This is a genomic window from Ruegeria sp. AD9 (genome assembly GCF_056542305.1).
On sequence record NZ_JBQFZP010000003.1, the window covers coordinates 1 to 21,992 of the forward strand.

At 57.2% G+C, this 21,992-nt stretch carries 21 protein-coding genes and 1 pseudogene; 16 read left to right on the forward strand and 6 right to left on the reverse strand.

All coding sequences use genetic code 11. The features are described from left to right. The 9 genes and pseudogenes from ACR0AM_RS05385 to ACR0AM_RS05425 form a co-directional block, all read left to right on the forward strand. Window positions 1-270 (forward strand): hypothetical protein (locus ACR0AM_RS05385; protein ID WP_480622324.1); only part of this gene is annotated, 270 nt, incomplete at its 5' end. Between the two features lie 51 nt (window positions 271-321). Further along, window positions 322-1,560, forward strand: a pseudogene (locus ACR0AM_RS05390) (IS1182 family transposase); the annotation flags it as partial. A gap of 58 nt (window positions 1,561-1,618) precedes the next feature. Next, the gene (locus tag ACR0AM_RS05395) at window positions 1,619-2,326 is read left to right on the forward strand and encodes an IS6 family transposase (RefSeq protein ID WP_480622325.1); all 708 of its coding nucleotides are present in this window, start codon (window positions 1,619-1,621) and stop codon (window positions 2,324-2,326) included. A 296-nt stretch (window positions 2,327-2,622) separates the two neighbouring features. Beyond that, window positions 2,623-3,093 (forward strand): Rrf2 family transcriptional regulator, encoded by a 471-nt coding sequence (locus ACR0AM_RS05400; RefSeq protein ID WP_480537509.1) that lies wholly within the window; start codon window positions 2,623-2,625, stop codon window positions 3,091-3,093. Then, window positions 3,090-3,755: a Crp/Fnr family transcriptional regulator gene (locus ACR0AM_RS05405; protein ID WP_480622326.1), complete on the forward strand. Its 666-nt coding sequence runs from the start codon at window positions 3,090-3,092 to the stop codon at window positions 3,753-3,755. Before ACR0AM_RS05400 ends, ACR0AM_RS05405 begins: the two co-directional genes overlap by 4 nt. A 150-nt stretch (window positions 3,756-3,905) precedes the next feature. After that, window positions 3,906-4,526 carry a hypothetical protein gene (locus ACR0AM_RS05410; protein WP_480622327.1) on the forward strand — a complete coding sequence of 207 codons (621 nt, stop codon included), beginning with the start codon at window positions 3,906-3,908 and terminating at the stop codon, window positions 4,524-4,526. A gap of 92 nt (window positions 4,527-4,618) precedes the next feature. Then, entirely contained in the window at window positions 4,619-5,503 is an 885-nt protein-coding gene (locus ACR0AM_RS05415; protein WP_480486479.1) for an MBL fold metallo-hydrolase, read from the forward strand. Between the two features lie 15 nt (window positions 5,504-5,518). Then, entirely contained in the window at window positions 5,519-7,201 is a 1,683-nt protein-coding gene (locus ACR0AM_RS05420) for a bifunctional protein tyrosine phosphatase family protein/NAD(P)/FAD-dependent oxidoreductase (protein ID WP_480622328.1), read from the forward strand. A 100-nt stretch (window positions 7,202-7,301) separates the two neighbouring features. Continuing rightward, window positions 7,302-9,038, forward strand: a complete 1,737-nt coding sequence (locus ACR0AM_RS05425; RefSeq protein WP_480622329.1) for a SulP family inorganic anion transporter — start codon at window positions 7,302-7,304, stop codon at window positions 9,036-9,038. A 133-nt stretch (window positions 9,039-9,171) separates the two neighbouring features. On the opposite strand, the gene ACR0AM_RS05430 is transcribed toward ACR0AM_RS05425, so the two are convergent. After that, entirely contained in the window at window positions 9,172-10,077 is a 906-nt protein-coding gene (locus tag ACR0AM_RS05430; protein ID WP_480622330.1) for a LysR family transcriptional regulator, read from the reverse strand. 122 nt (window positions 10,078-10,199) lie between these two features. On the opposite strand from ACR0AM_RS05430, the gene cuyA reads away from it, so the two are divergent. Together cuyA and cuyB are read left to right on the forward strand one after the other, a co-directional pair. After that, window positions 10,200-11,213, forward strand: a complete 1,014-nt coding sequence (cuyA, locus tag ACR0AM_RS05435) for a D-cysteate sulfo-lyase (protein ID WP_480622331.1) — start codon at window positions 10,200-10,202, stop codon at window positions 11,211-11,213. A gap of 3 nt (window positions 11,214-11,216) precedes the next feature. Continuing rightward, entirely contained in the window at window positions 11,217-11,924 is a 708-nt protein-coding gene (gene cuyB / locus ACR0AM_RS05440) for a cysteate racemase (protein WP_480476290.1), read from the forward strand. Between the two features lie 83 nt (window positions 11,925-12,007). On the opposite strand, the gene ACR0AM_RS05445 is transcribed toward cuyB, so the two are convergent. The 5 genes from ACR0AM_RS05445 to ACR0AM_RS05465 are packed head-to-tail and all read right to left on the reverse strand — an operon-like array spanning window position 12,008 to window position 16,807. Further along, window positions 12,008-13,486: an aldehyde dehydrogenase gene (locus ACR0AM_RS05445; protein WP_480622332.1), complete on the reverse strand. Its 1,479-nt coding sequence runs from the start codon at window positions 13,484-13,486 to the stop codon at window positions 12,008-12,010. Between the two features lie 9 nt (window positions 13,487-13,495). Continuing rightward, window positions 13,496-14,530, reverse strand: a complete 1,035-nt coding sequence (locus ACR0AM_RS05450; protein ID WP_480622333.1) for an LLM class flavin-dependent oxidoreductase — start codon at window positions 14,528-14,530, stop codon at window positions 13,496-13,498. A 3-nt stretch (window positions 14,531-14,533) separates the two neighbouring features. Further along, window positions 14,534-15,451: a flavin reductase family protein gene (locus ACR0AM_RS05455; protein WP_480622334.1), complete on the reverse strand. Its 918-nt coding sequence runs from the start codon at window positions 15,449-15,451 to the stop codon at window positions 14,534-14,536. Beyond that, entirely contained in the window at window positions 15,448-16,236 is a 789-nt protein-coding gene (locus ACR0AM_RS05460; RefSeq protein ID WP_480622335.1) for an alpha/beta fold hydrolase, read from the reverse strand. The genes ACR0AM_RS05455 and ACR0AM_RS05460 overlap by 4 nt, the downstream gene beginning before the upstream one ends. After that, the gene (locus ACR0AM_RS05465) at window positions 16,208-16,807 is read right to left on the reverse strand and encodes an amino acid synthesis family protein (protein WP_209504371.1); all 600 of its coding nucleotides are present in this window, start codon (window positions 16,805-16,807) and stop codon (window positions 16,208-16,210) included. The genes ACR0AM_RS05460 and ACR0AM_RS05465 overlap by 29 nt, the downstream gene beginning before the upstream one ends. A 107-nt stretch (window positions 16,808-16,914) precedes the next feature. Between ACR0AM_RS05465 and ACR0AM_RS05470 the strand changes: the two genes are divergently transcribed. The 5 genes from ACR0AM_RS05470 (at window position 16,915) to ACR0AM_RS05490 (ending at window position 21,987) form a co-directional block, all read left to right on the forward strand. Continuing rightward, on the forward strand, window positions 16,915-17,787 hold the full coding sequence (locus ACR0AM_RS05470; protein WP_480622336.1) for a LysR family transcriptional regulator: 873 nt from the start codon (window positions 16,915-16,917) through the stop codon (window positions 17,785-17,787). Window positions 17,788-17,857: 70 nt separating this feature from the next. Beyond that, window positions 17,858-18,901, forward strand: coding sequence for a pyridoxal-phosphate dependent enzyme (locus tag ACR0AM_RS05475; protein ID WP_480622337.1), 1,044 nt, complete (start codon window positions 17,858-17,860; stop codon window positions 18,899-18,901). Next, window positions 18,898-20,043 carry a M24 family metallopeptidase gene (locus ACR0AM_RS05480; protein WP_480622338.1) on the forward strand — a complete coding sequence of 382 codons (1,146 nt, stop codon included), beginning with the start codon at window positions 18,898-18,900 and terminating at the stop codon, window positions 20,041-20,043. The genes ACR0AM_RS05475 and ACR0AM_RS05480 overlap by 4 nt, the downstream gene beginning before the upstream one ends. After that, window positions 20,040-20,750 carry a maleate cis-trans isomerase family protein gene (locus ACR0AM_RS05485; protein ID WP_480622339.1) on the forward strand — a complete coding sequence of 237 codons (711 nt, stop codon included), beginning with the start codon at window positions 20,040-20,042 and terminating at the stop codon, window positions 20,748-20,750. Before ACR0AM_RS05480 ends, ACR0AM_RS05485 begins: the two co-directional genes overlap by 4 nt. A 136-nt stretch (window positions 20,751-20,886) precedes the next feature. After that, window positions 20,887-21,987 carry an ABC transporter ATP-binding protein gene (locus ACR0AM_RS05490; protein WP_480476308.1) on the forward strand — a complete coding sequence of 367 codons (1,101 nt, stop codon included), beginning with the start codon at window positions 20,887-20,889 and terminating at the stop codon, window positions 21,985-21,987. Window positions 21,988-21,992: the final 5 nt, after the last annotated feature.

The window sequence follows — 21,992 nt, forward strand, 5'->3', positions numbered from 1 at the left end:
GCAAACGAGCAAAGCCTGACAAGAAAGGCACTCGCGCTCAGTTCGGTACGCCTCTCTCTGCGCCAGCAACACGTTGTTTTTCAACAATATCCGGACGAAGCCGCCATTAGCTGCACTGCGGCGCCCGAAGGCCTTGTGAGGGTTTGCTTTCTGTTCGAAACTGGTTTGCATAGTATTGTACAATGTGACTGGAAGGTCCGCAGAGCAGACACTTGTTGGGATTGCGTCAATGACGGCTTCGAGCAGATTGTGTTGAAAATCTCTACTTGATCGGCGGTATGGCTGCTGATTCAATTCTCCTGATGTAAGGGAGAGCTGGCGATGATGGGACCGAGGCAGGTGGCGCAAGGTGCGCTGTTCTACGAGTTCACCATTGAGGATCATGTCCCGTCCAATCACCTGCTGAGATCGATCGACCGGTTTGTCGATCTCGGTGACATGCGCCGCCATCTCGCACCGTTCTACAGTTCAACGGGCAGGCCCTCGGTTGATCCCGAGCTGATGATCCGAATGCTGATTGTGGGCTACGCGATGGGGATCCGGTCGGAGCGACGACTGTGTGATGAGGTGCATCTGAACCTAGCGTACAGGTGGTTCTGCCGGCTCGATCTAACCGACCCGGTGCCGGATCACTCAACGTTTTCCAAGAACCGGCACGGGCGGTTCCGGGAGAGCGATCTTTTCCGGCAGCTTTTCGAGAGTGTTGTTGCGCGTTGCATTGCCGAGGGGCTGGTCGGCGGGCAAACCTTCGCGGCCGACGCGAGCCTGATCCGCGCGGATGCCAACAAGCAATACGCGGCTTCAAAGGCGGATTGGGACCCGGATCAAATCGATGCGGACGCCGCCCCGCGCGCGGTGCGCGAGTATCTTGATGTCCTCGACGACGCAGCCTTCGGGGCGGCGAGCGAAGTGCAGCCAAAGTTCACATCCTTTGCCGATCCTGCGAGCCAGTGGACCGGCGCCATGAAGGGACCGGCCTTCTTTGCGTACTCAGACAACTATTTGATCGACACCGATCATGGTGTGATTGTCGACGTGGAGGCCAGCAGATCGATCCGCTCGGCCGAGGTCGGCGTGACACAGACGATGATCGACAGAACTGAAGATCGCTTCGAGTTGACCCCGAAGCGACTTGCTGCGGACACGGCATACGGATCAGGCGGAATGCTCGGATGGCTGGATGCCCGGCAGATCGAGCCGCATATCCCTGTGATCGATAAGACCGGGCGACAGGACGGAACCTTCTCGCAGGCAGACTTCCACTACGACCCAGTGGCTGACGAGTACATCTGCCCAGGCGGCAAACGCCTGAAGAAATACTGGCGCAAGATGCGTGTGCCGAGAACGGGCATCTGCAAGGACGGTTTCCGGCGTTATTATGCCAGACAGGCGGACTGTGCCGCCTGTGCGCTCAAAGCGAAGTGCACCCCGAACCAGCCCAGACGCAAGATCGCGCGTCACCAGTTCGAAGACGCTCGAAACCGCGCCAGGGAGATAGCGACGACGGATGCATACATCGACAGCCAGCGACGGCGGAAGAAAGTCGAAATGCTCTTCGCCCGGTCTTGTCAGAAGAACTTGTCTTGAGGCAGGCAGGACGGTTGCGTAGCTTTTGCCCATGACCAAACCTGCCTCTTTCAAGTTCTTCAAAACCAGTCCCGAGGTCATCCGCCTTGCGGTGATGCTGTACATCCGTTTCCCGCTCTCGCTTCGAAATGTCGAAGATCTGTTGCACGAGCGAGGCATCGACGTGAGCCACGAAACCGTCCGATATTGGTGGAACAGGTTTGGTCCAATGTTTGCAGCTGAGATCCGACGGAAGCGTGTGCAGCAGCTGCGCGCGTTCTCGAAATGGAAGTGGCACGTGGACGAGGTTTTCGTAAAGGTGAATGGCAAGCGACATTATCTGTGGCGTGCAGTAGATCACGAAGGTGAAGTGCTGGAAGCAGTTGTCACCAAGCGCCGAAACAAGGCTGCAGCACTAAAATTCCTCAGGAAATTGATGAAACGGCACGGTTGCGCCAAGGAGGTCGTCACAGATCGCTTCGCTTCCTACAAGGCTGCGCTCAGAGAAATAGGCGCGTTCGAAAAACAACAGACGGGCAGGTGGCTCAACAACCGCGCCGAGAATTCACACCTGCCGTTTCGACGACGCGAACGCGCGATGCAGCGTTTCAGGCGCATGCGAAGTCTACAGAAATTCGCCTCCGTCCATTCCTCCGTCTACAATCACTTCAACCAGGAAAGATCGCTAGCCAGTCGAGACACCTTCAAGCTGACCCGCGCCGCCGCTCTTAGCGAGTGGCGTCAGCTTTGTTCCGGATAGGTTCGCGGTTTCCGCGGCAAACTGAGACTGGTTCGAATTCGTCTGACAGCACCGCCACTCATGCCGTCTTTGTTCAGCGTTTATTGCAGAGAATTTAAACGCCGTTCCGACCGGACGCCGACAGCATCCCAACCAGAGATGCCGTGATGTTCGTTGCGCCCCAGTCAGCCACCCAGTCGCTGCGCAGGTTAGGTAAGTTGGCCTGACTTCACCTTCAGCGAACCACATGGTCCGTGAAAACACACAGAAATTGCAAATAAGTTATATTGCGCCTACAGCTTTTTCCGGAGGCACGTATGAAACTGACATCCTATTCCAACTATGCGCTGCGGTCTTTGCAACTGGCTGCGCTCAAGGCCCCGGATCGCATTCGCGTTGACGATGTCGTGCGGGTGCATGGCCTTGCCCGGCCGCATATTGTAAAAATCGTGCACGAGTTGGGTCGGGCCGGGTATCTGGAAACAGCACGCGGCAGAGGCGGCGGTTTCCGGTTGGCGAAACCGGCGGAACAGATCAAAATCGGCGATGTAATTCGCCTGACTGAAGGGCCCCTGGATGTGGTCGAATGCTTTAACCCTGAAAAAAACACCTGCCCTTTGATCGGGATATGTAAACTGTCTCAAGCGATCCAAAAGGCAACACGGGCATTCATGGCTGTGCTTGATGATCTGACGCTGGCTGACATCGCCTCAAACAGAAACGAGTTGTTGAACCGTATCGCGCCGATTGAGGAGGGCATCGTGGCACCCATGCGCAACGCAAGATGACAATTTTGGACTGGACTGAGCGATTTCACGGGACATGTCGCCTTCCGAAAGCTGTGCGGGATAGGTTGCGTACGGCGGCCCGTATCGTGCGGTGTCCTAAAGGTGGCCAGGTTTTCGGACCAGACAACGTCCCCGACAGCCTGTTATTCTTGTATGACGGACGGATACGCGTGTCTCAAAGTTCGGATTCGGGCCGCGAGATCGTGCTCTATCGGGTCGAGGCGGGGGAAAGCTGTGTGCTGACGACGGCCTGCATGCTGGCAGAAGAAGCATATAACGCTGAAGGTATTGCCGAAACCGACGTAACGTCGGTGACCTTGCCGAAACATGCTTTCGATCGTCTGGTCTCGGAAGAAGACGCATTTCGCGAGTTTGTGTTTGAGGCCTACTCACGCCGGCTGATTGATCTGTTGCGGGTGGTCGATGACGTGGCATTCGGGCACCTGGATATTCGCCTTGCTGAACGTCTTCTGGTTCTGGCCGGGGGGCGGGCAGACATTCAGGCAACGCATCAGCAACTCGCCAGCGAACTGGGCACCGCGCGTGAAGTTGTTTCGCGGATATTGCAGGACTTTCAAAAGCGCGAGATGATTACCCAATCGCGGGGGCGCATTGCGATAACCGACAAGGCGGCTTTGGAACAGTTGGCGCAAAGCACCTGACCATTTCGGGAAATTTTCCGGTTTCGTGACTTTGTCACTGAAGTCGGGGTATCAAAGTTATATTTACTCCTCAACTTTTCATGCCGCCACGGTGATTGCAGGTCTCACGCGAAGGCCGAATGTGGGCTGGCAGAAACGGAGGAGACGAAGATGAATGACCGCAATCCCGCCCGGACGTTCGGCGGCATCGCCATTGCGTTGCTTGTCGCTGCTTTGGTCGGCGCGGCTGGCAGTTACATCTTTCTGACGTCCGGGCACGGGCATCGCCAGGGCATGGCCGGTGAACGGGCAGAGCATCGTCACGGTGCAGATGGGCAAGGCCACGACGAGGTCAACATGCCGGGGCTGCGGGGCGAGAACGCGACGCCCGAGGAAAGCGCCGAGCTGGCTGTGATGTTCCGCAATTTCGATACGATCACACGCGAGGTTGAAAACCTTCCCAACGGTATTCGCACTGTCACACGATCTTCCGACCCGGATGTCATGGATGCTCTGGTCTCCCATGTTGCCGGGATGATCGATCGGGTGGGCCGCAAGGATGATCCAATGATCATTATTCAGAGTCCGACCCTCGACATATTTTTTGACCATGGCGACAAGATCACCTCGGACATCGAAGTGACATCCGAAGGGATCGTAGTGGTGCAAACATCCGACGATCCGGAAATAGCCAAAGCCATGCATATACATGCGGCCGAAGTGAGCGCGATGGCGGATCGCGGCATGGACGCCGTCCACGAAATGATGATGACACGCGGCGGAAACGGGTAACGGATCCGCGCCAGTTAGGAGGCAAGATCATGAATGATCAGAAGTCTATCGAGAGACACAACCAAAAGATGGCCGACGCGATAGCGACGCCGATTGACAGCTACCCGGTGGATCTGAGCGTGAAGCCCGATGTCCAGGGTTTTTACGACGAGGCGACCGCGACAATCAGTTATATCGTTGCAGACCCGACCTCGAATGCCTGTGCAATTATCGACAGTGTCATGGACATCGATTATGCCGCTGGCCGCATTACGTTTGGCCATGCCGACATGCTGATTGCCGAGGTTGAAAAGAGGGGGCTCAAGCTGGAATGGATCATTGAGACCCACGCCCATGCCGACCACCTGTCAGCCGCGCCTTACATCCAGCAAAAGCTGGGCGGTAAGATCGGCATCGGTGAAAACATCAAGATCGTGCAAGACGTGTTTGGCAAAATCTTCAATGAAGGCACCGAATTTCAGCGGGATGGCAGCCAGTTTGATGCCCTGTTCGTCGATGGCATGACCTATAAGATCGGCAACATGACCGCCTTTACCATGCATACACCGGGCCACACACCCGCCTGCATGGTTCATGTTGTCGGGGATGCAGCCTTTGTGGGCGACACGTTGTTCATGCCTGATGGTGGCTCGGCGCGGGCCGATTTCCCCGGTGGCGACGCGGGGACATTATTTGACTCGATCCACAAGGTGCTCAGCCTGCCGGACGAAACCCGGCTGTTCATGTGTCACGATTATGGTCCCAACGGGCGTGACATCCAGTGGGAAACCACGGTGGCCGAGGAGAAGGCCCACAACATTCACGTGGGCGGTGGCAAGACTAGGGACGAGTTCATCAAGATGCGGTCCGAGCGCGACGCGACGCTGGCGATGCCGACGCTGATCGTACCTTCGATTCAGGTCAACATCCGGGCGGGCGGCATTCCAACGGACCAAGATGGGAACCAGATGCTCAAAGTTCCAGTCAACAAGCTCTGAACGCAAGAGGCACCCATGGACATCAGAAAGATATCAGGCTCAGTTTCGGTGTCGCCGCAGGTTACGCCAAATGACATCGAGGCGATAAAAGGCGCGGGCTTTCGTGCCATCATTTGCAACCGCCCCGATGGCGAAGGTGCCGATCAGCCGACATTCGAGGAAATCGAGGTAGCAGCGGAGAAACTGGGTCTCGAGGTACGCTATGTTCCAGTGCAAACCGGGATCGTCAGGGACGAAGACGCCGATGCCTTTGGCCGCGCGCTGACCGAGTTGCCGGGGCCGGTTCTGGCCTATTGCCGGACCGGCACGCGTTCGGCCACTCTGTGGTCGCTGAACGAGGCGGCGCACAAGCGTCCGGTGTCCGAGATCCTGTCAGCCACCAAGGTCGCCGGTTATGACATGAGCGGCGTTGCCCGCCGCATTGCCAATGGTGGGAAAACGCCGACCGACACGGGCGACGCATCCTTCGACGTGGTTATCGTGGGCGGTGGGGCTGGCGGTATTGCCACTGCGGCCAGCCTGCACGCGCGCAAATCCGACCTGTCGATCGCCATCATTGATCCGTCTGACGTGCATTATTATCAGCCCGGCTGGACTTTGGTGGGCGGGGGTGTCTTCTCCGCAGAACAGACCGCCAAGACGATGGGATCCCTGATTCCGCGCGGTGTTAAGTGGATCAAGGCGGCAGTTGCTGCCTTCGAGCCGCTGAACAATGCCGTTATTCTGGATGGCTGTCGCGTGGTGAAATACGACCGTCTTGTCGTGTCTCCGGGGCTCAAGCTGGACTGGAGCGCGGTCGAAGGGCTGGAAGAAACCTTGGGCCGCAACGGGGTGACCTCGAACTACCGCTATGACCTGGCGCCCTACACCTGGCAGCTTGTCGAAGGGCTTAAGGAGGGCCGGGCGCTGTTCACGCAGCCGCCGATGCCGATCAAATGCGCGGGTGCGCCACAAAAAGCCCTATATCTGTCGGGCGATGCGTGGTTCCGGCGCGGTGTTCTGAAGGATATCGACATCCAGTTCATGAACGCTGGCGGTGTGCTGTTCGGGGTCAAGGACTATGTCCCGGCGCTGATGGAATACGTCAGAAAATACGACGCCTCGCTGAATTTCTTTCACAATCTGGTGTCGGTAGATGGGGCGGCGAAAAAAGCGACCTTTAAGGTTGCAGTGCCCGACGCCGAGCCGGATTTGGTCACAGTCGAGTTTGACATGATGCATGTCTGCCCGCCACAGGTCGCGCCGGACTTTATTCGCGTGTCGCCGCTGGCGGACGCGGCGGGCTGGGTCGATGTTGATCAGGCGACACTGCGCCACAAGAACTTTGACAATATCTGGTCGCTGGGCGACGTGATGAACGCGCCCAACGCCAAAACCGCAGCGGCGGCGCGTAAACAGGCACCGACCGTGGCCGATAATATCGTGGCAGACATTCAGGGCCGCGGCCCGGTTGCCGCCTATGACGGCTACGGCTCGTGCCCGTTGACGGTCGAGCGTGGCAAGATCGTTCTGGCCGAGTTCGCCTATGGTGGGGTGATGACGCCCAGCTTCCCGAAATTTCTGATCGACGGAACCAAACCCAGCCGGTTGGCGTGGCTGTTGAAAGAGAAGCTGCTGCCCCCGATCTACTGGTCTGCGATGCTGAAGGGCAAAGAGTGGTTGGCCAAGCCCGAACCACTGAAGGTGGCGACCGATTAACTCCCTGCGAAACTGACACCGGAAGAACCGGTGTCAGTTCTGGCCTGTCCCGCCTCCGCCAAATGTGCAACAGGCCGCCGCTTTCTCAGGACGTGAACCCATGCAGAGCCTTTTACGTTTCCTTCCTATTCTGGACTGGGGTCGCCAGTATAGCCGTGCGTCGCTGTCGAATGATCTGATCGCAGCCGTGATCGTCACGATCATGCTGATCCCACAGTCCTTGGCCTATGCCTTGCTGGCAGGGTTGCCGCCTGAGGCCGGGATCTATGCTTCGATTCTACCGATCATCCTTTATGCAGTTTTTGGCACCAGCCGGGCGTTGGCGGTGGGGCCGGTGGCGGTTGTGTCGCTGCTGACAGCCAGCGCCGTGGGGCAGGTGGCCGAGCAGGGCACAGCTGGATACATGGTGGCGGCACTGACACTGGCTTTCCTGTCGGGTGGGTTTCTGGTGCTGCTGGGCGTTTTTCGACTGGGCTTTCTGGCCAATTTCCTCAGCCATCCTGTCATCGCAGGCTTCATTACCGCGTCGGGTGTCCTGATAGCGACCAGCCAGTTAAAACACATTCTGGGTGTCAGCGCCCATGGGCATACCCTGCCGGGGATGCTGGGCTCAATCTTCGAAAACCTTGGGCAGACCAATTGGCTGACGGTAATCATCGGCGTGCTGGCCACTGCGTTCCTGTTTTGGGTGCGCAAGAACCTCAAACCCGCGTTGCGGCGCATGGGGGTGACGCCCCTGCTGGCTGACGTGCTGACCAAGGCCGGACCAGTTGCTGCCGTGGTGGTGACCACAGTTGTCGTCTGGGGGTTCGGGCTGGATGCGCAGGGCGTCAAGATCGTCGGCGACGTGCCTCAGAACCTGCCGCCACTGACTTTGCCGAGGCTGTCCTCGGACCTCATCGGTGCATTGCTGGTGCCTGCGATCCTGATCTCGATCATCGGTTTTGTCGAAAGCATCTCGGTTGCGCAGACGCTGGCTGCCAAGAAACGCCAGCGCGTGGACCCCGATCAGGAGTTGATCGGTCTGGGCGCAGCCAACCTGGGCGCGGCATTTACCGGCGGCTTTCCGGTCACCGGCGGGTTCTCACGCTCGGTCGTGAACTTCGATGCGGGGGCGGAAACCCCGGCGGCAGGCATTTATACCGCTGGTGGTCTGGCGATTGCCGCGCTGTTCCTGACACCGCTGGTGTACTTTTTGCCCAAGGCCACCCTGGCCGCGACGATCATTGTTGCGGTGTTGAGCCTTGTGGACATGTCGATCCTGAAAAAGACCTGGGGATATTCGCGCGCCGATTTTATCGCCGTAGCCGCCACCATCGTTCTGACTTTGCTGGCCGGGGTCGAAACCGGTGTGGCCAGCGGCGTGGCGATTTCGATCCTTCTGCATCTCTACAAAACCTCGCGCCCGCATGTGGCCGAGGTCGGGCTTGTGCCGGGCACGCAGCACTTCCGCAATATCAATCGCCACAAAGTCGACACCGAGCCGTCACTGGTGACGCTGCGGGTGGATGAAAGCCTGTATTTCGTGAACGCCCGTTTCCTCGAAGACCTGATCCAGGCGCGAGTGACCGAGGGCTGCGAAATCCGCAACGTGGTTTTGATGTTCTCGGCGGTGAACGAGGTCGACTTTTCAGCCCTCGAAAGCCTTGAGGCCATTAACCACCGCCTGCGTGACATGGGCGTTGGTCTGCACTTGTCCGAAGTCAAAGGCCCCGTCATGGACCGCCTGAAACAGTCGCATTTCCTCGACGACCTCAACGGGCAGATCTTTCTCGCCCAGTACGACGCATGGCAGCGGTTGACCGCACCGGAGAGGGTAACATCAGCGGCAGAGTAACCAGAGCCGAATTAGGGCCAGAATCCCGTGAGAAGTTCCGATGCGGGCTTAATACTCGGGTTCACCTTGAATAGGTGGGCTGCCTTGGGCCGTACTCATTCGCATTCTGGAAGTAGTTTACTTCGACGTCAGATCAATAATGCAACGCAGCGAAATCGAGTGGAAGCGTATCAAAGCTTTGCCAGATTTGCTCACAATACTCAGACTGAGCAACCGCAAAACGAACCATCCTGATTGTCAGTTCCTGTGAAGGAAGTGTGCTGTCAGCGCGTTGAAGCTGACCTGTTGTCAGGGACGCAGCAACCAGGGAATGAGGTAACCAGGCAACGCCAATTCCATTGATGGCATATTGTTGCATCGCAAATGTCAGGGCCGTTTCAGCTCTGGTCACAAGTGTGGTTTCCTCTGGTAATCGCGGCGCGATTTTCCGAGCGAAAACTTGACCCAGAAACACATCGGACGGATAGCCTATGACCGGAAGTGCCGCGCTGGTGATTTTGTTGCGAACAGAGGGTGCGCAAACGGGAATCAAAGTGTCCGCGCCAAGTGTCTTGGCTTCGAATGCATCACCAATACTGCTTATTTCGTCGCCCGGGATCGAATACATGATCGCGAAATCAACCTGTTTCGAGATCAGGTTCAACAGACATTCGTCCTGGTTCCCAGATCGCACGTGAATTGGGATATCGTCATTCTCGGTCAGCGTTTGCACGATCCTTGGCGATATCGTTGTCGTCAAAGCATGTTGGCACACAAACGACAGTGATTTCCCGGTTTGGTCATTCGCTGTCTTCAGCACATGTCGCAGTTTGTGCAGCCGCGTACTAAGCTCTCTCAGGTCGGGCTCCAATGACTGAATGCCAAGCATAAGAGATACTGGCTTGCGGCGGCGGTCAAACAGGGTGGCTCCGATGCTGTTTTCGATAAGCCGTATCCGCCGGGTGAAGGCAGATTGAGTGAGAAGCCGCTTCTCAGCGGCTCGTGTCAAGGAACCGCTATCCAAAACAGCCAATATGTCATCGATCCATTCCAAGCGCATGGGGTTTAAATAAACTAAGGACGTCTAACATGCAACTTTTGCAAGTTATGAGTTGAATTTTGAATTAGATGCACGGCTTGAGGGATGGTAAATTGCCGAAATTCAATGTTAGGAGCCTCCACATGCATCTCGCCCGCTTTCCCCGTGTGCATCTTGCCCATCTGCCGACGCCGTTGGAACCGATGAAGAGGCTGTCCAAAGAACTGGGGGTGGAAATCTGGATCAAACGCGATGACTGCACTGGTATGTCGACCGGTGGCAACAAGACCCGCAAACTGGAATTCCTGATGGCCGAAGCTGAGGCGCAGGGCGCGGATATGGTCATGACGCAAGGGGCAACTCAAACCAACCACGGCCGACAGACAGCCGCTTTTGCAGCCAAGCTGGGATTTGATTGCCATATTTTGCTGGAAGATCGCACCGGTTATCAGGACGGAAACTACAACACCAACGGCAATGTCCTGCTGGATCACCTCCACGGTGCAACCACCGAGAAATTTCCCGGCGGGCATGACATGCCGGCCGAGATGGAAAAAGCAGCAGAAAAGAAAAGGGCAGAGGGGCGCAACGTCTACCTCATCCCCGGTGGTGGATCAAATCCGACAGGTGTCCTTGGCTATGTGAACGCAGCTTTTGAGCTTTTGGGCCAAGCCAACGACCGCGGTTTAAGAATTGACCGGCTGGTGCACGCGACCGGCTCTTCGGGAACGCAGGCGGGGTTGGTGACCGGTATGTGCGCCATGAACGCGAAGGTGCCGGTTTTGGGGATCGGGACCCGGGCGCCCCAACTTAAACAAGAACAGATGGTTTACGATCTTGCCTGTAAAACAGCCGAGAAGCTGGGATGTGCAGGCGTCGTGAACCGCGAAGACGTGATGGCCAATACAGATTACGTCGGACAGGGTTACGGCTTGCCTACCGAAAGTGGTATCGAGGCAATCCGGATGTTCGCCGAGCTGGAGGGGATACTTTTGGATCCCTGCTATTCGGCAAAAGGTGCGGCAGGTCTTATTGATCTTGCACGCAAAGGCGAGTTCCAGGACCAGCGAGTCGTATTCCTGCATACCGGCGGTGCAGCGGCGCTGGGGGGGTATGACTTTGTGTTTGATCATCAGAACCGCTGGGTCAATATCTGACCAATGACGCGGGCCCCGATCGGTATTCTTGGTGGCATGGGCCCTGAGGCGACTATCCTCCTCCAGCGCAAGTTGGTGGAGACTGTGCCAGCAGACGACGATCGCGACCATATCCCGTTGTTGATCGATATGAACCCGCAGGTGCCGTCTCGCATTTCTCACTTGATTGACGGAACGGGCGCGGATCCGGGGCCTGTGCTTGCCGCGATGGCACGTCGTCTTCAAGCTGCCGGGGCTGTGGCATTGGCCATGCCGTGCAACACTGCACATTACTATGCTGCTGCGATTACGGATGCCGCGACTATTCCCTTGTTGAACATGGTGGAACTGGCAGTGGATCGTGCCGACCGGACAATCGGACCGGGTGGGTGTATCGGGATGCTGGCGTCGCCCGCGCTGCGGCGCGTAGGTCTTTTCGACACCGCGTTTCAAGCGCGGGGAATGTCAGTTGTCTGGCCAGCAGATGAGGGCAAGATGCTTGCGGCCATCCGCAGGATCAAGGCCGGTGATCCTTACAATGAGGCACGCGAAACTCTGAATACCGTATCTGCGGAACTGATTGGTGCCGGGGCAGATATGCAACTTATCGCGTGTTCAGAGCTGTCGTTAATCGCCGACAGTGTCGCCGCGGACGTAATAGCCGTTGATACGATTGACCTGTTGGTTGATGCGATCATCGCGTTTTCCCAAGCAAATCGCACCCACTCTTGATCCTGCTGAAAGTGGGGCAAGTGATAAGGCTGGAAGGCAGCGCTGCTGTGCAGTTGTGATCGTTGATCGTCTTGCAGATCACCTCAGCGCATAACAAATGGGTTCGACATCGGTTTGTCCGATGTATTCAGCCAAACGGTCTTGGTTCGCGTGTAATCGTGAATGGCCTCCAATCCCGCTTCCCTGCCATAACCGGATTGATTGAAACCGCCAAAGGGCGCGATGGGTGAGACGGCGCGGTAGGTGTTGATCCAGCAGATGCCCGATTTCAGGCGTGATGAAACACGGTGAGCACGGGCGACATTTTCGGTGAAGATACCCGAGCCAAGCCCGAACGGCGTGTCATTGGCCAGGGCGATTGCCTCTTCTTCAGTGTCGAAGGGCAGCAAGGACATGACGGGGCCGAACATTTCCACCTTCAGGGTCTCCGTCTCGGCATTGGTGCATTCCACCAGCGTTGGGGCCATGAAATAACCTGACCGATCCAGTGGCGCGCCACCGAAACGAATACGTGCGCCCTGTTCCTTGGCCTTGGCCAGCGTCGCCTGAATTCTGACAATCTGAGCTTTTGTGCACAGCGGGCCAATGTGTGTTTCAGGTTTCAATGGATCGCCGATGACAATGCCCGTCATCTTTTCTTCGATTTTGGCGATAAGGGATTCCATAAGGGGGCGATGGATCAGCCCGCGCGATCCTGCGACGCAGCTTTGACCTGAAGCGCCGAAATTACCCGCGATCAGTCCGTTGGCCGCACCATCCAGATTGGCATCATCGAAAACTATGATCGGGGATTTTCCACCCAATTCCAATGTGGTTACGGCAAAGTTCTCAGCCGAGTTGCGCACCACATGGCGCGCCGTTTCCGGGCCGCCAGTGAACGCGATCCGGTCCACGTCAGGATGCCGGGTTAGAGGGATCGCACAGTTTTCTGCGTCCCCGGTAATGACGGAAACGACGCCGGGTGGGAATCCCGCTTTGTCGATCAAGCGGGCGAACTCCAGCATTGGGGCGGGCGCAATCTCTGATGCCTTCAGCACAACCGAGCAACCCGCGGCAAGAGCCGGCCCAAGCTTGGTAGCCGTCAGAAACATCTGCGCGTTCCAAGGGACAATTGCGACCACCACGCCAATGGGCTCGCGCCGCGTAAAGACATGCATGTCCGGTTTGTCGATCGGCAGGACCGCGCCTTCGATTTTGTCCGCCAGCCCCGCATAGTAGCGATAATAATCGCCGACATAAGCCGTTTGGGTCGCGGTTTCCGCCAGCAGCTTGCCGCTGTCCTTCGTCTCGACCTCGCCAAGGCGTCCTGCGTTCTGTTCGATCAGTTCCGCAAGCCGGAACAACAGTTTGCCACGCGCGGTTTGCGTCATGTCCCGCCACGCCGGATCGTCAAGTGACCGGCGCGCTGCAGAAACGGCGCGCTCTACGTCTTCGGATGCGGCGCAGGCGAAACTGGCCCATTCCTCGCCCGTCGCGGGGTTCAAAGAGGTCATCACTTGCCCACGTGCCCCTTCGGTCCAAGTGCCGTCGATATAAAGCTGGAAATGTGGCTTATGGTGCATTGCGGCCCCTCACTGAAACTTTGGCATTACATCGTCGATGAAACGGGCAAGCGATGCGCGTTTGCGTTCGAAGCTCATGCCGCTGTCGATCCAAAACGAGTATTCATCATATCCAAGGTCTTCATAGCGTTTCAGACGCTCTGTCACTCCGTCTGCTGTGCCGATTGTCAGATCGCGCGCAAGGTTTTCGGGTGCCATCATTGCGTTGGCTGCTATTTCTTCTTCGGTCAGAGCCTGAATCAATCCCTGTCGGACTGGTCGCTTGTTTTGGAACCACGCGCCGAAATAGTTGTAGAACCGGGACAAATCCCGCGCAGCCTGATCCAGTTCAGCGTCATCGCGCCCGACATAGGTGTGGTGAAGCAGCATGATCTTGGGGCGCGCTCCGCCGTGATTGGTGCAGGCGGTCTCAAAACGAGTCATCAGTGTCTCGATTTCTTCGATGCCTTGCCAGAGCGGGGTGACCTGAATGTTGAACCCGTTCTGAACGCCGAACTCGTGGCTGTTCGGATCCCGCGCGGCAATCCAGATGGGTGGCCCGCCGGGTTGCACCGGCTTTGGCGCCGAACTGGTGGCGGGAAACTGAAAGAACTCTCCGTCATGCGCGCAGTCGCCTTCCCACAATTCGGGCAGCAGAGGAGCGATCTCTCGCATTCGCTGACCGGCGGTCCATGCGTCCAGACCGGGCATAAGCCGCTCATATTCATAAGAGTAGGCACCGCGCGCTATGCCCAGTTCGATCCGGCCACCGGTCATGATATCCGCCGCGGCTGCCTCTCCCGCCAGTTTGATCGGATGCCAGAACGGTGCGATCACAGTGCCGGTGCCAAGGCGCACGTTTTTGGTATGATGCGCGATGTCCACCAGCGACATCAGCGGGTTGGGTGCGATGGTGAAATCCATCCCGTGATGTTCACCGGTCCAGACCGCACGCATCCCTGCCTGATCAGCCATCTTGCACAGCTCGATGAACTCTTCATACAACTTCTCATGCGACTCTTCGGGGCCCAGCCGTTCCATATGGGCAAAAAGGGAAAACTCCATTCATCAGGTCCTTTCCGACAGGCTGTGCACATCGCCCCGCTGGGCGTCACCCAGATAAAGCGAGAAATTGCGGGTTCGGCTTTCCAGCGCAAAACGAGCCATCATGGTGGCGATGGGTGCTGACGCGTAAGGCAGGGTCGCCAGGTCTTTGGTTGCGACTGCGTGAAACGGGCCATGCCGGGGCAGGGCGGGCGCAGACGCAAGAATGTAAACATGGTGCGTGGTGGCATCGTCATAGACGGAATACGCGACGCCAAGGTGTGCATTGATACCCTTTGCCGTCAGGTTCTGCATAAGGCTGCTTCGCAGATCTTGCCGATCTGACAGCGTAACTTGCGGCGGGCGGAAACCGGCATCTGTTTTCTCCAGAAAGACGTGCCCGTCCTGCTCGATGATCGCGCCACAGACCACATTTCGCCCGGATGGTTCCAGCGCGCCACGCTCCAGTCCGAGGCTGAAATACTGCCCGTTCGCATAGCCAAGTCCGGTGGCATCGTCCTGAGAATACGTTTCGACCTGACCGATCAAAACGCAATGGTCGCCGACTTCGACAACCTGATGAGTGCGGCAGGAAAACGTTGCGACTGCCCCCCTGATCAAAGGGACGTCATTCGTATCAAAGTAGTGATCGACTTTGGCAAATCGATCACCTTTGAACCCGGCAAACGTATTGGATACGTTTTCCTGCCCCTCGGCCAGAATGTTCACCGCGAAACGGGCGCAGGTTGCAAAAACGTTGAAAGAAGACAGGTTTTTTCCCGGACAGACCAAAAGCAGCGGCGGGTCGAGAGAAACCGAAGTGAAGGAATTGGCCGTAAAGCCAAGTGGATTGCCTGCGTCATCACGCGTCGTCACAACCGTCACACCGGTCATGAACCGACCGAATGCACGACGAAGGTCACGAGGATCAAGCGCGGTCATGGACGCAGCTCACTCAGAAAGCTGGAAATCGCAGCGTTGACCTGATCTGCATGCGTCATCGGCATCATATGTGCAGCGCCTTCAATGATTTGCGCGCGCCCGTTCATCGCGGCGTCCGCCATGGCGCGTGACATCTCCGGGGTTGAATTGGGCTCAAGACTGCCGGTTAGAAAAAGCGCCGGGCAGCTTAGTTTCTCCAACGCATCGCGTCGGGGACACTGGCTGCGGGCGAAGACGGAATAGGCCGTTTTATACGCAGCCGGGTCCATGGCCGTCAGCCATCTACGGCAGGCATCGCGCTCAGCCGAGGCGACATCTCCGAACCATCGATGCAATGTGCTGGTGGGATCAGCGATCGTCTTGCCATCCAGCTGCGCCGCACGGTCGCGCACGGCCTGTGCCGCATTCGCGGCTCTCTCAAAAACCGCGTTCAATGCGACGACCCCACAAACCCGGTCTGACGCTTTGGTGGCAAGATCAAGCGCGATCATGGCCCCCATCGAGTGTCCCACCAAAACGACCGCTCCACTCATGCAGTCCAGAACACCCCGAGCCGCTTTGGTATACGCCGAAAGCCCGATGCTGAGGTCAGTTAATGGGCTGTTTCCGTGACCGGGCATGTCCGGAGCGGTCATGCAACCCTCGGACTCAAGCCCGTCCAATTGCGCACCCCAGGCTTCAGCCCGTAAACCAACACCATGCAACAGAAGGATATTCTGACCCGAACCAGTCTGGATAGCCGCCAGCCCGCCGATCTCAGACCGCGGCCGGGTTGTCCAGGTCATGGCCCAAATCCTTGAGATCCTGATAACGGTCACCGATACGGTGGTGCGGTCTGCCCGAGGTTGCTGCGCCTAATACGACCACAACTTCGTCATCGCGCGGTGCGTCAGAAATTGAGAACTGAATTGTCAGGTAGTGCGACCTCCGCCCGGCATCGTTTTTATCCATCAACGGCACCATGATCGGCGCATTTGCCGGACCACGTGTGTTGGTGAACGCCAGATAGGATTTCGCACCGACGGCCTCACGGTAGTGATTGCCAAAGCGCAACGTGTGAATAAGGCCCGAAGCGTGCTCGACCTCACCATTCAGCCCGACCACGGCGGCTTTGCCATAGGCTTCGATTGCCTCACCACTCCCGGCCAGTTTGATCATACGTTTCGTCATCATCTCACCCAGAACAGGGCCATAGGCCTGTATCTCGGGTTTAAGGTCTTCCACAAACCGTCCTGCCCAGGGGTTGTGAACCACTGCGGCCACGGCAAACATGCGCCATGGGGTTTTGGCGGCTCGGAAGCCCTCGACAAGGACCTCCTCATCGTAGGTGACGATCTTACGTATTTCCGGTTGCATCAAAGCTCTCCTGTCGCGCTCGCAAACGTTAAAAACGGACAGGGTTTTTGACAAATGATTGAATTATGTGCTTTGCCATTAAAAAGATTAATGGACAGCTTGACCAAATGGGTAAATCTCTTCCACCACTGACCTGGTTCCGATCCTTCGAGGCGGCTGCACGAACGCTTAGCTTTACGGCGGCTGCCGAAGAGATTGGCTTGACGCAATCGGCGGTCAGTCAGCAGGTGAAATCGCTCGAGATGCGTTTGGGGACAGCTCTTTTTGTGAGGCACCCCAGAAGCTTGGCGCTGACGGATGCGGGGCGTAAACTATTGCCCGAGGTTGGCAGCGCGCTTGAAGCGCTTGCCGCGGCTGCCGGGCGCGTGGACGCCAGCGCGTCCGGAGACATCTTGACTGTCGCCACGTCTGTTAGCATCGCCCATTGGGTTATTGCCCCATATCTGTCAGATTTTACCAGACGCCATCCTGAAGTTCGCGTCCGGCTTCTCAGTGCGATCTGGCCCGACGATTTCCACGCATCCCACGCTGATGTTCAGATTAGGTTCGGATCAAAGAAACAGGTGGGGCAGGGCGCTGTCCGCCTGATGCCTGACCGTCTGGTTGCCGTGAAATCTCCGACGGTCGCGGGCGGCGTGTTTGACCTGCCTCTGATCGAGGCTGTCGGGACATCAAGTGGGTGGGGCACATGGTTTGAAAAACAGGACTTGCGCCGCCAACCTGGTGTTTTTGTCGATACATTTGGGATGGCACTGCAACTGGCCGTTCACGGCAGCGGTGTCGCGTTGGTCAGCGAGTTGCTGACGACTCATGCGATTGCCGCAGGTCTGGTCATACGCGCGCATGAATGTTCGGTTGACAGCAACGAAGGCTATTACCTCTCGTCAAACGCCGCCAATCCGGCTGCCCGGTTGTTTCACGACTGGGTGTTGGCCTTGGTAACAGAACAGACCCCGAAGGTCGTCGACGTCTCTGGCTGACGGCAGAGGTTGATTGACAGTGTTCCATCGATAGGGTCACGTCACCAGATGAACAATTGGGGGAGGGCGTATGCAGATCATCAACAATCCACATCGGGGGGGCCAAAAGCTTGCACCGTCTGCGCCGTATCCTTCTACAAACGCTGCCCGTGTTGCAGACTTGCTTTCTCAGTGCCCTGTCGCGAAAGAAACGCCATTGGTTGATGCCGGGAAACTGGCCCCTGTAGCCCGGCTTTGGGTGAAAGATGAACGGGCGCGGATGAACCTTGGTTCGTTCAAAGCTTTAGGGGCAGCCTATGTAATTGCGCGTCATGCGGCCGAGAAGACAGGTGAGCCGGGTGAACAAACTCTGGCAGGCGCGACCTATGTGACTGCCAGCGCCGGGAACCACGGCATGAGTGTTGCGGCTGGTGCCAGAATCTTCGGTGCGAAGGCTGTTGTTTACATTGCTGAAACTGTGCCCGAAACCTTCGCGGAACGTCTGAAAGGCCAAAAAGCCGAGGTTGTTCGAAGTGGTGCTGACTATGCCGCCAGCATGGAGGCCGCGAAAACGGCTGCCGAAGACAACGGATGGATATTGCTGTCGGACAGTTCGTGGGATGGATATTATGACCTGCCATGGACGCTCATGGAAGGATATCTGCAAATGGCGGCAGAGGCTGTCAGGCAGTGCCCTGAGGTTCCGACGCATATTCTGTTGCAAGCAGGCGTGGGCGGGCTGGCCGGTGCTGTCGCAGCTTACGCACGACACATCTGGAACGACGCACCGAAGATCGTTGTGGTTGAACCCGAAGCAGCACCCGCGTTGCAGGCCAGCATAACTGCCGGAAAATGTGTTTTCGCGGATGGCCCGGACAGCATCATGGGGCGTCTGGACTGCAAGGAACCGTCGTTGATCGCGTTAAACGGATTGGCCCGCGACACAGACCTGTTCCTGACCCTTTCAGATGACGATGTGGCGGCAAAGCTTGACGCGATGGCAAAGGTCGGGCTGGCCACCACGGCGTCAGGCGGGGCAGGCCTTGCGGCGGTGATGAACGATACCGCACGGAAAGCCATGGGGATCGACGAAAACTCACGCGTGTTGTGCTTTCTGTCGGAGATCGCGGAATGAGAGGGTTCGATCAGACAGAGTTCGAGGCGCGCACCAAACGCGCGCAGGAGCTGATGCGAGCCGCGGATTTGTCGGCGCTGCTGCTGACCACAGAAACTGATGTGCGTTACTTTACCGGCTATCTGACCCGATTTTGGGAAAGCCCAACCCGGCCATGGTTTCTGGTCGTACCGGCCACGGGCAAACCGGTGGCCGTGATCCCTTCGATCGGGGCCGCGCTCATGGGGCATACCTGGATCGATGACATCCGAACCTGGAGCGCGCCCGATTTGCAGGACGACGGTATCTCGCTTCTGGCCGATGTACTGGCCGAACTGACACCCGTTTCAGGCAATGTCGGAATGCCGGACGGCCATGAGACTCATGTGCGTATGCCCATGGCGGACATTGAACGCTTGCGCGGCGCTCTCGGCACGCGACGCATCACCGGAGATCAGGGTATCCTGCGCCGGTTGCGCATGATCAAATCCCAGGCTGAAATTGCCAAGATCCAAACAGCCTGTGGTATTGCGGGACGCGCCTTCACCCGCGTGCCCGAGATTGCCCGCGCAGGGGTGCCTCTGGACACGGTTTTTCGCCGCTTCCAGATGCTCTGCCTTGAGGAAGGGGCCGATTGGGTGCCGTATCTTGCAGGCGGGGCAGAGCAGGGCGGCTACAGTGATGTAATATCACCTGCAACTTCGGCGCCGTTGGAACCTGGCGACGTACTTATGCTGGATACAGGTCTGGTTTGGGATGGCTATTTCTGTGATTTTGATCGCAATTGGTCTACAGGCCCAGCCCGGCCTGAGGTGAGATCAGCGCACGCCCGACTGGTGGAAGCCTCAGATGCCGCGTTCGAAATCGCCCGACCCGGTGCAACCGCCTCGGATTTGTTCCATGCTATGAACAAGGTGCTTACCAAAGATGCTGAAGGCACAGATGCAGGGCGGCTGGGTCATGGGTTGGGGATGTCACTGACAGAATGGCCATCCCTTATTCCGGCAGACCAGACCGTGCTGGAACCCGGCATGGTTTTGACACTGGAACCGGGAATCGCCGTTGGTACAAAAATACTTGTCCATGAAGAAAACATTGTCATCACCGAAGGCGCTCCGTGTTTTCTAAGCCCGCGTATCGGGCCAGAGGTGATCGAGATATGACCCGAATACATTACGCCCTTGATGAGGACGATCCCAAGGCCACCCCGCTTGGTCTGATCGTGTTGCAGACCGATGAAACGTTGGAGCCTGAGTTCAGCTCGTATTTTTCGAACCGCAAGTATCCAATCTATGTGACACGTATTCCCAGCGGGATTGAGGTGACGACGGAAAGCCTTGCGGAAATGGAGAAGGCGCTGCCAGCCGCCGCCGGATTGCTGCCCAGTGCGCGACCTTATCGCGTTGTCGGGTACGGGTGCACGTCTGCAAGCTCGGTTATCGGGTCCGACCGTGTAGCGGAACTTGTTAAACAGACATGCCAGACCGCCGAAGTTACAAACCCTTTGCGTGCGGCTACGGCCTGTGCGCGACACCTGGGAGTTTCGAAATTCGCGCTGCTGTCGCCCTATATTGAAGAGGTAAACCTTCCCCTGCGCCGGGCCTTTGCACAAGGCGGAGTGGAGATGGATGTTTTTGGGACATTCGGGGAATCAGAAGAGGCCAAAGTTGTTCGGATTTCGGTGCAATCCGTCATCGACGCTGCCACAAAACTGGGCTCGGACCCGTCGGTTGATGCGGTTTTTCTGAGTTGTACAAACCTTCGCACACAACAGGCTATTCCCGAGATACGCGCTCGTATCGGCAAGCCGGTTCTGTCCAGTAATCAAAGTCTTGCGTGGCATATGCGGGTTCTGAACGAAGCCGGGTGAGCTGTTAAATCCCGATATTGTGTAACAAAACCGGGATTCACTGTTGCAATGTGAACATCGCTTGGTCTTAACTAACGGCTACAGATCAATGAAATCCGCAGAAGACGGATAATCATTTGACGTAACAGGGGGTCTTGTGGCCGATACAATGAACGACGCCGCGTTTGTCGAATTCCAACGCGTACAGAAGTCTTATGACGGCGAGAACCTCGTCGTAAAAGACCTAAACCTTGCAATGCCCAAAGGTGAGTTTCTGACAATGCTTGGGCCGTCAGGCTCGGGCAAGACGACTTGCCTAATGATGCTCGCCGGATTTGAAACCGCCACGCACGGTGAAATCCTCCTGGGCGGCAAGCCCATCAACAATATCCCGCCGCACAAGCGCGGTATTGGCATGGTTTTTCAGAATTACGCTTTGTTCCCGCATATGACGGTGGCCGAGAACCTGTCGTTTCCGCTGGAAGTCCGTAAGCTGGGCAAGTCGGAGCGGGATGAAAAGGTCAAGCGCGCGCTGGATATGGTTCAGATGGGCGCCTTTGGTGGCCGACGTCCTGCTCAGCTGTCGGGCGGGCAACAACAGCGGATTGCTCTGGCCCGTGCCTTGGTATTCGAGCCCGAACTGGTCTTGATGGACGAGCCTTTGGGGGCATTGGACAAGCAGCTTCGTGAACATATGCAGTTCGAAATCACACGTCTGGCCCATGAGCTTGGGATCACAACTGTCTACGTGACCCACGACCAGACCGAAGCGCTGACCATGTCAGATCGGGTGGCCGTCTTCGACGATGGCCGCATTCAACAGCTTGCGCCACCTGATCAGCTTTACGAAGAGCCGGAAAACAGTTTCGTCGCGCAATTCATCGGTGAAAACAACACGTTGGAAGGTGTTATTAAATCGATTGATGGCGACACTTGCGTCGTACGCCTGGATGATGGCTCGGAAATCGACGCGGTTCCGATCAACGTCCACAACGCAGGCGACCGGACCAAAGTTTCGATCCGCCCTGAACGTGTGGAATTCAACAAAGACCGCCTGCACGCCGACGCGCATACTTTGAAAGCAAGGGTCGAAGAATTCATTTATATGGGCGACGTATTTCGGTTCCGCATGTCCGTTGCCGGAAACAACGAATTCATCGCCAAAACTCGAAATGCGCCTGATGCCGTACGCCTGACCCCGGGTCAGGAGATCGAGATCGGCTGGCTGGCACAGGATTGTCGTGCGCTCGACGCATAGACCAA

Coding starts and splice junctions, on each gene's coding strand:
- cuyA (WP_480622331.1), top strand. CDS start 10,200: ATGCATCTCGCCCGCTTTCCCCGTGTGCATCTTGCCCATCTGCCGACG.
- ACR0AM_RS05395 (WP_480622325.1), top strand. CDS start 1,619: ATGACCAAACCTGCCTCTTTCAAGTTCTTCAAAACCAGTCCCGAGGTC.
- ACR0AM_RS05480 (WP_480622338.1), top strand. CDS start 18,898: ATGAGAGGGTTCGATCAGACAGAGTTCGAGGCGCGCACCAAACGCGCG.
- ACR0AM_RS05465 (WP_209504371.1), bottom strand. CDS start 16,807: ATGCAACCGGAAATACGTAAGATCGTCACCTACGATGAGGAGGTCCTT.
- cuyB (WP_480476290.1), top strand. CDS start 11,217: ATGACGCGGGCCCCGATCGGTATTCTTGGTGGCATGGGCCCTGAGGCG.
- ACR0AM_RS05430 (WP_480622330.1), bottom strand. CDS start 10,077: ATGCGCTTGGAATGGATCGATGACATATTGGCTGTTTTGGATAGCGGT.
- ACR0AM_RS05405 (WP_480622326.1), top strand. CDS start 3,090: ATGACAATTTTGGACTGGACTGAGCGATTTCACGGGACATGTCGCCTT.
- ACR0AM_RS05400 (WP_480537509.1), top strand. CDS start 2,623: ATGAAACTGACATCCTATTCCAACTATGCGCTGCGGTCTTTGCAACTG.
- ACR0AM_RS05410 (WP_480622327.1), top strand. CDS start 3,906: ATGAATGACCGCAATCCCGCCCGGACGTTCGGCGGCATCGCCATTGCG.
- ACR0AM_RS05460 (WP_480622335.1), bottom strand. CDS start 16,236: ATGACCTGGACAACCCGGCCGCGGTCTGAGATCGGCGGGCTGGCGGCT.
- ACR0AM_RS05455 (WP_480622334.1), bottom strand. CDS start 15,451: ATGACCGCGCTTGATCCTCGTGACCTTCGTCGTGCATTCGGTCGGTTC.
- ACR0AM_RS05470 (WP_480622336.1), top strand. CDS start 16,915: ATGGGTAAATCTCTTCCACCACTGACCTGGTTCCGATCCTTCGAGGCG.
- ACR0AM_RS05485 (WP_480622339.1), top strand. CDS start 20,040: ATGACCCGAATACATTACGCCCTTGATGAGGACGATCCCAAGGCCACC.
- ACR0AM_RS05425 (WP_480622329.1), top strand. CDS start 7,302: ATGCAGAGCCTTTTACGTTTCCTTCCTATTCTGGACTGGGGTCGCCAG.
- ACR0AM_RS05445 (WP_480622332.1), bottom strand. CDS start 13,486: ATGCACCATAAGCCACATTTCCAGCTTTATATCGACGGCACTTGGACC.
- ACR0AM_RS05475 (WP_480622337.1), top strand. CDS start 17,858: ATGCAGATCATCAACAATCCACATCGGGGGGGCCAAAAGCTTGCACCG.
- ACR0AM_RS05450 (WP_480622333.1), bottom strand. CDS start 14,530: ATGGAGTTTTCCCTTTTTGCCCATATGGAACGGCTGGGCCCCGAAGAG.
- ACR0AM_RS05420 (WP_480622328.1), top strand. CDS start 5,519: ATGGACATCAGAAAGATATCAGGCTCAGTTTCGGTGTCGCCGCAGGTT.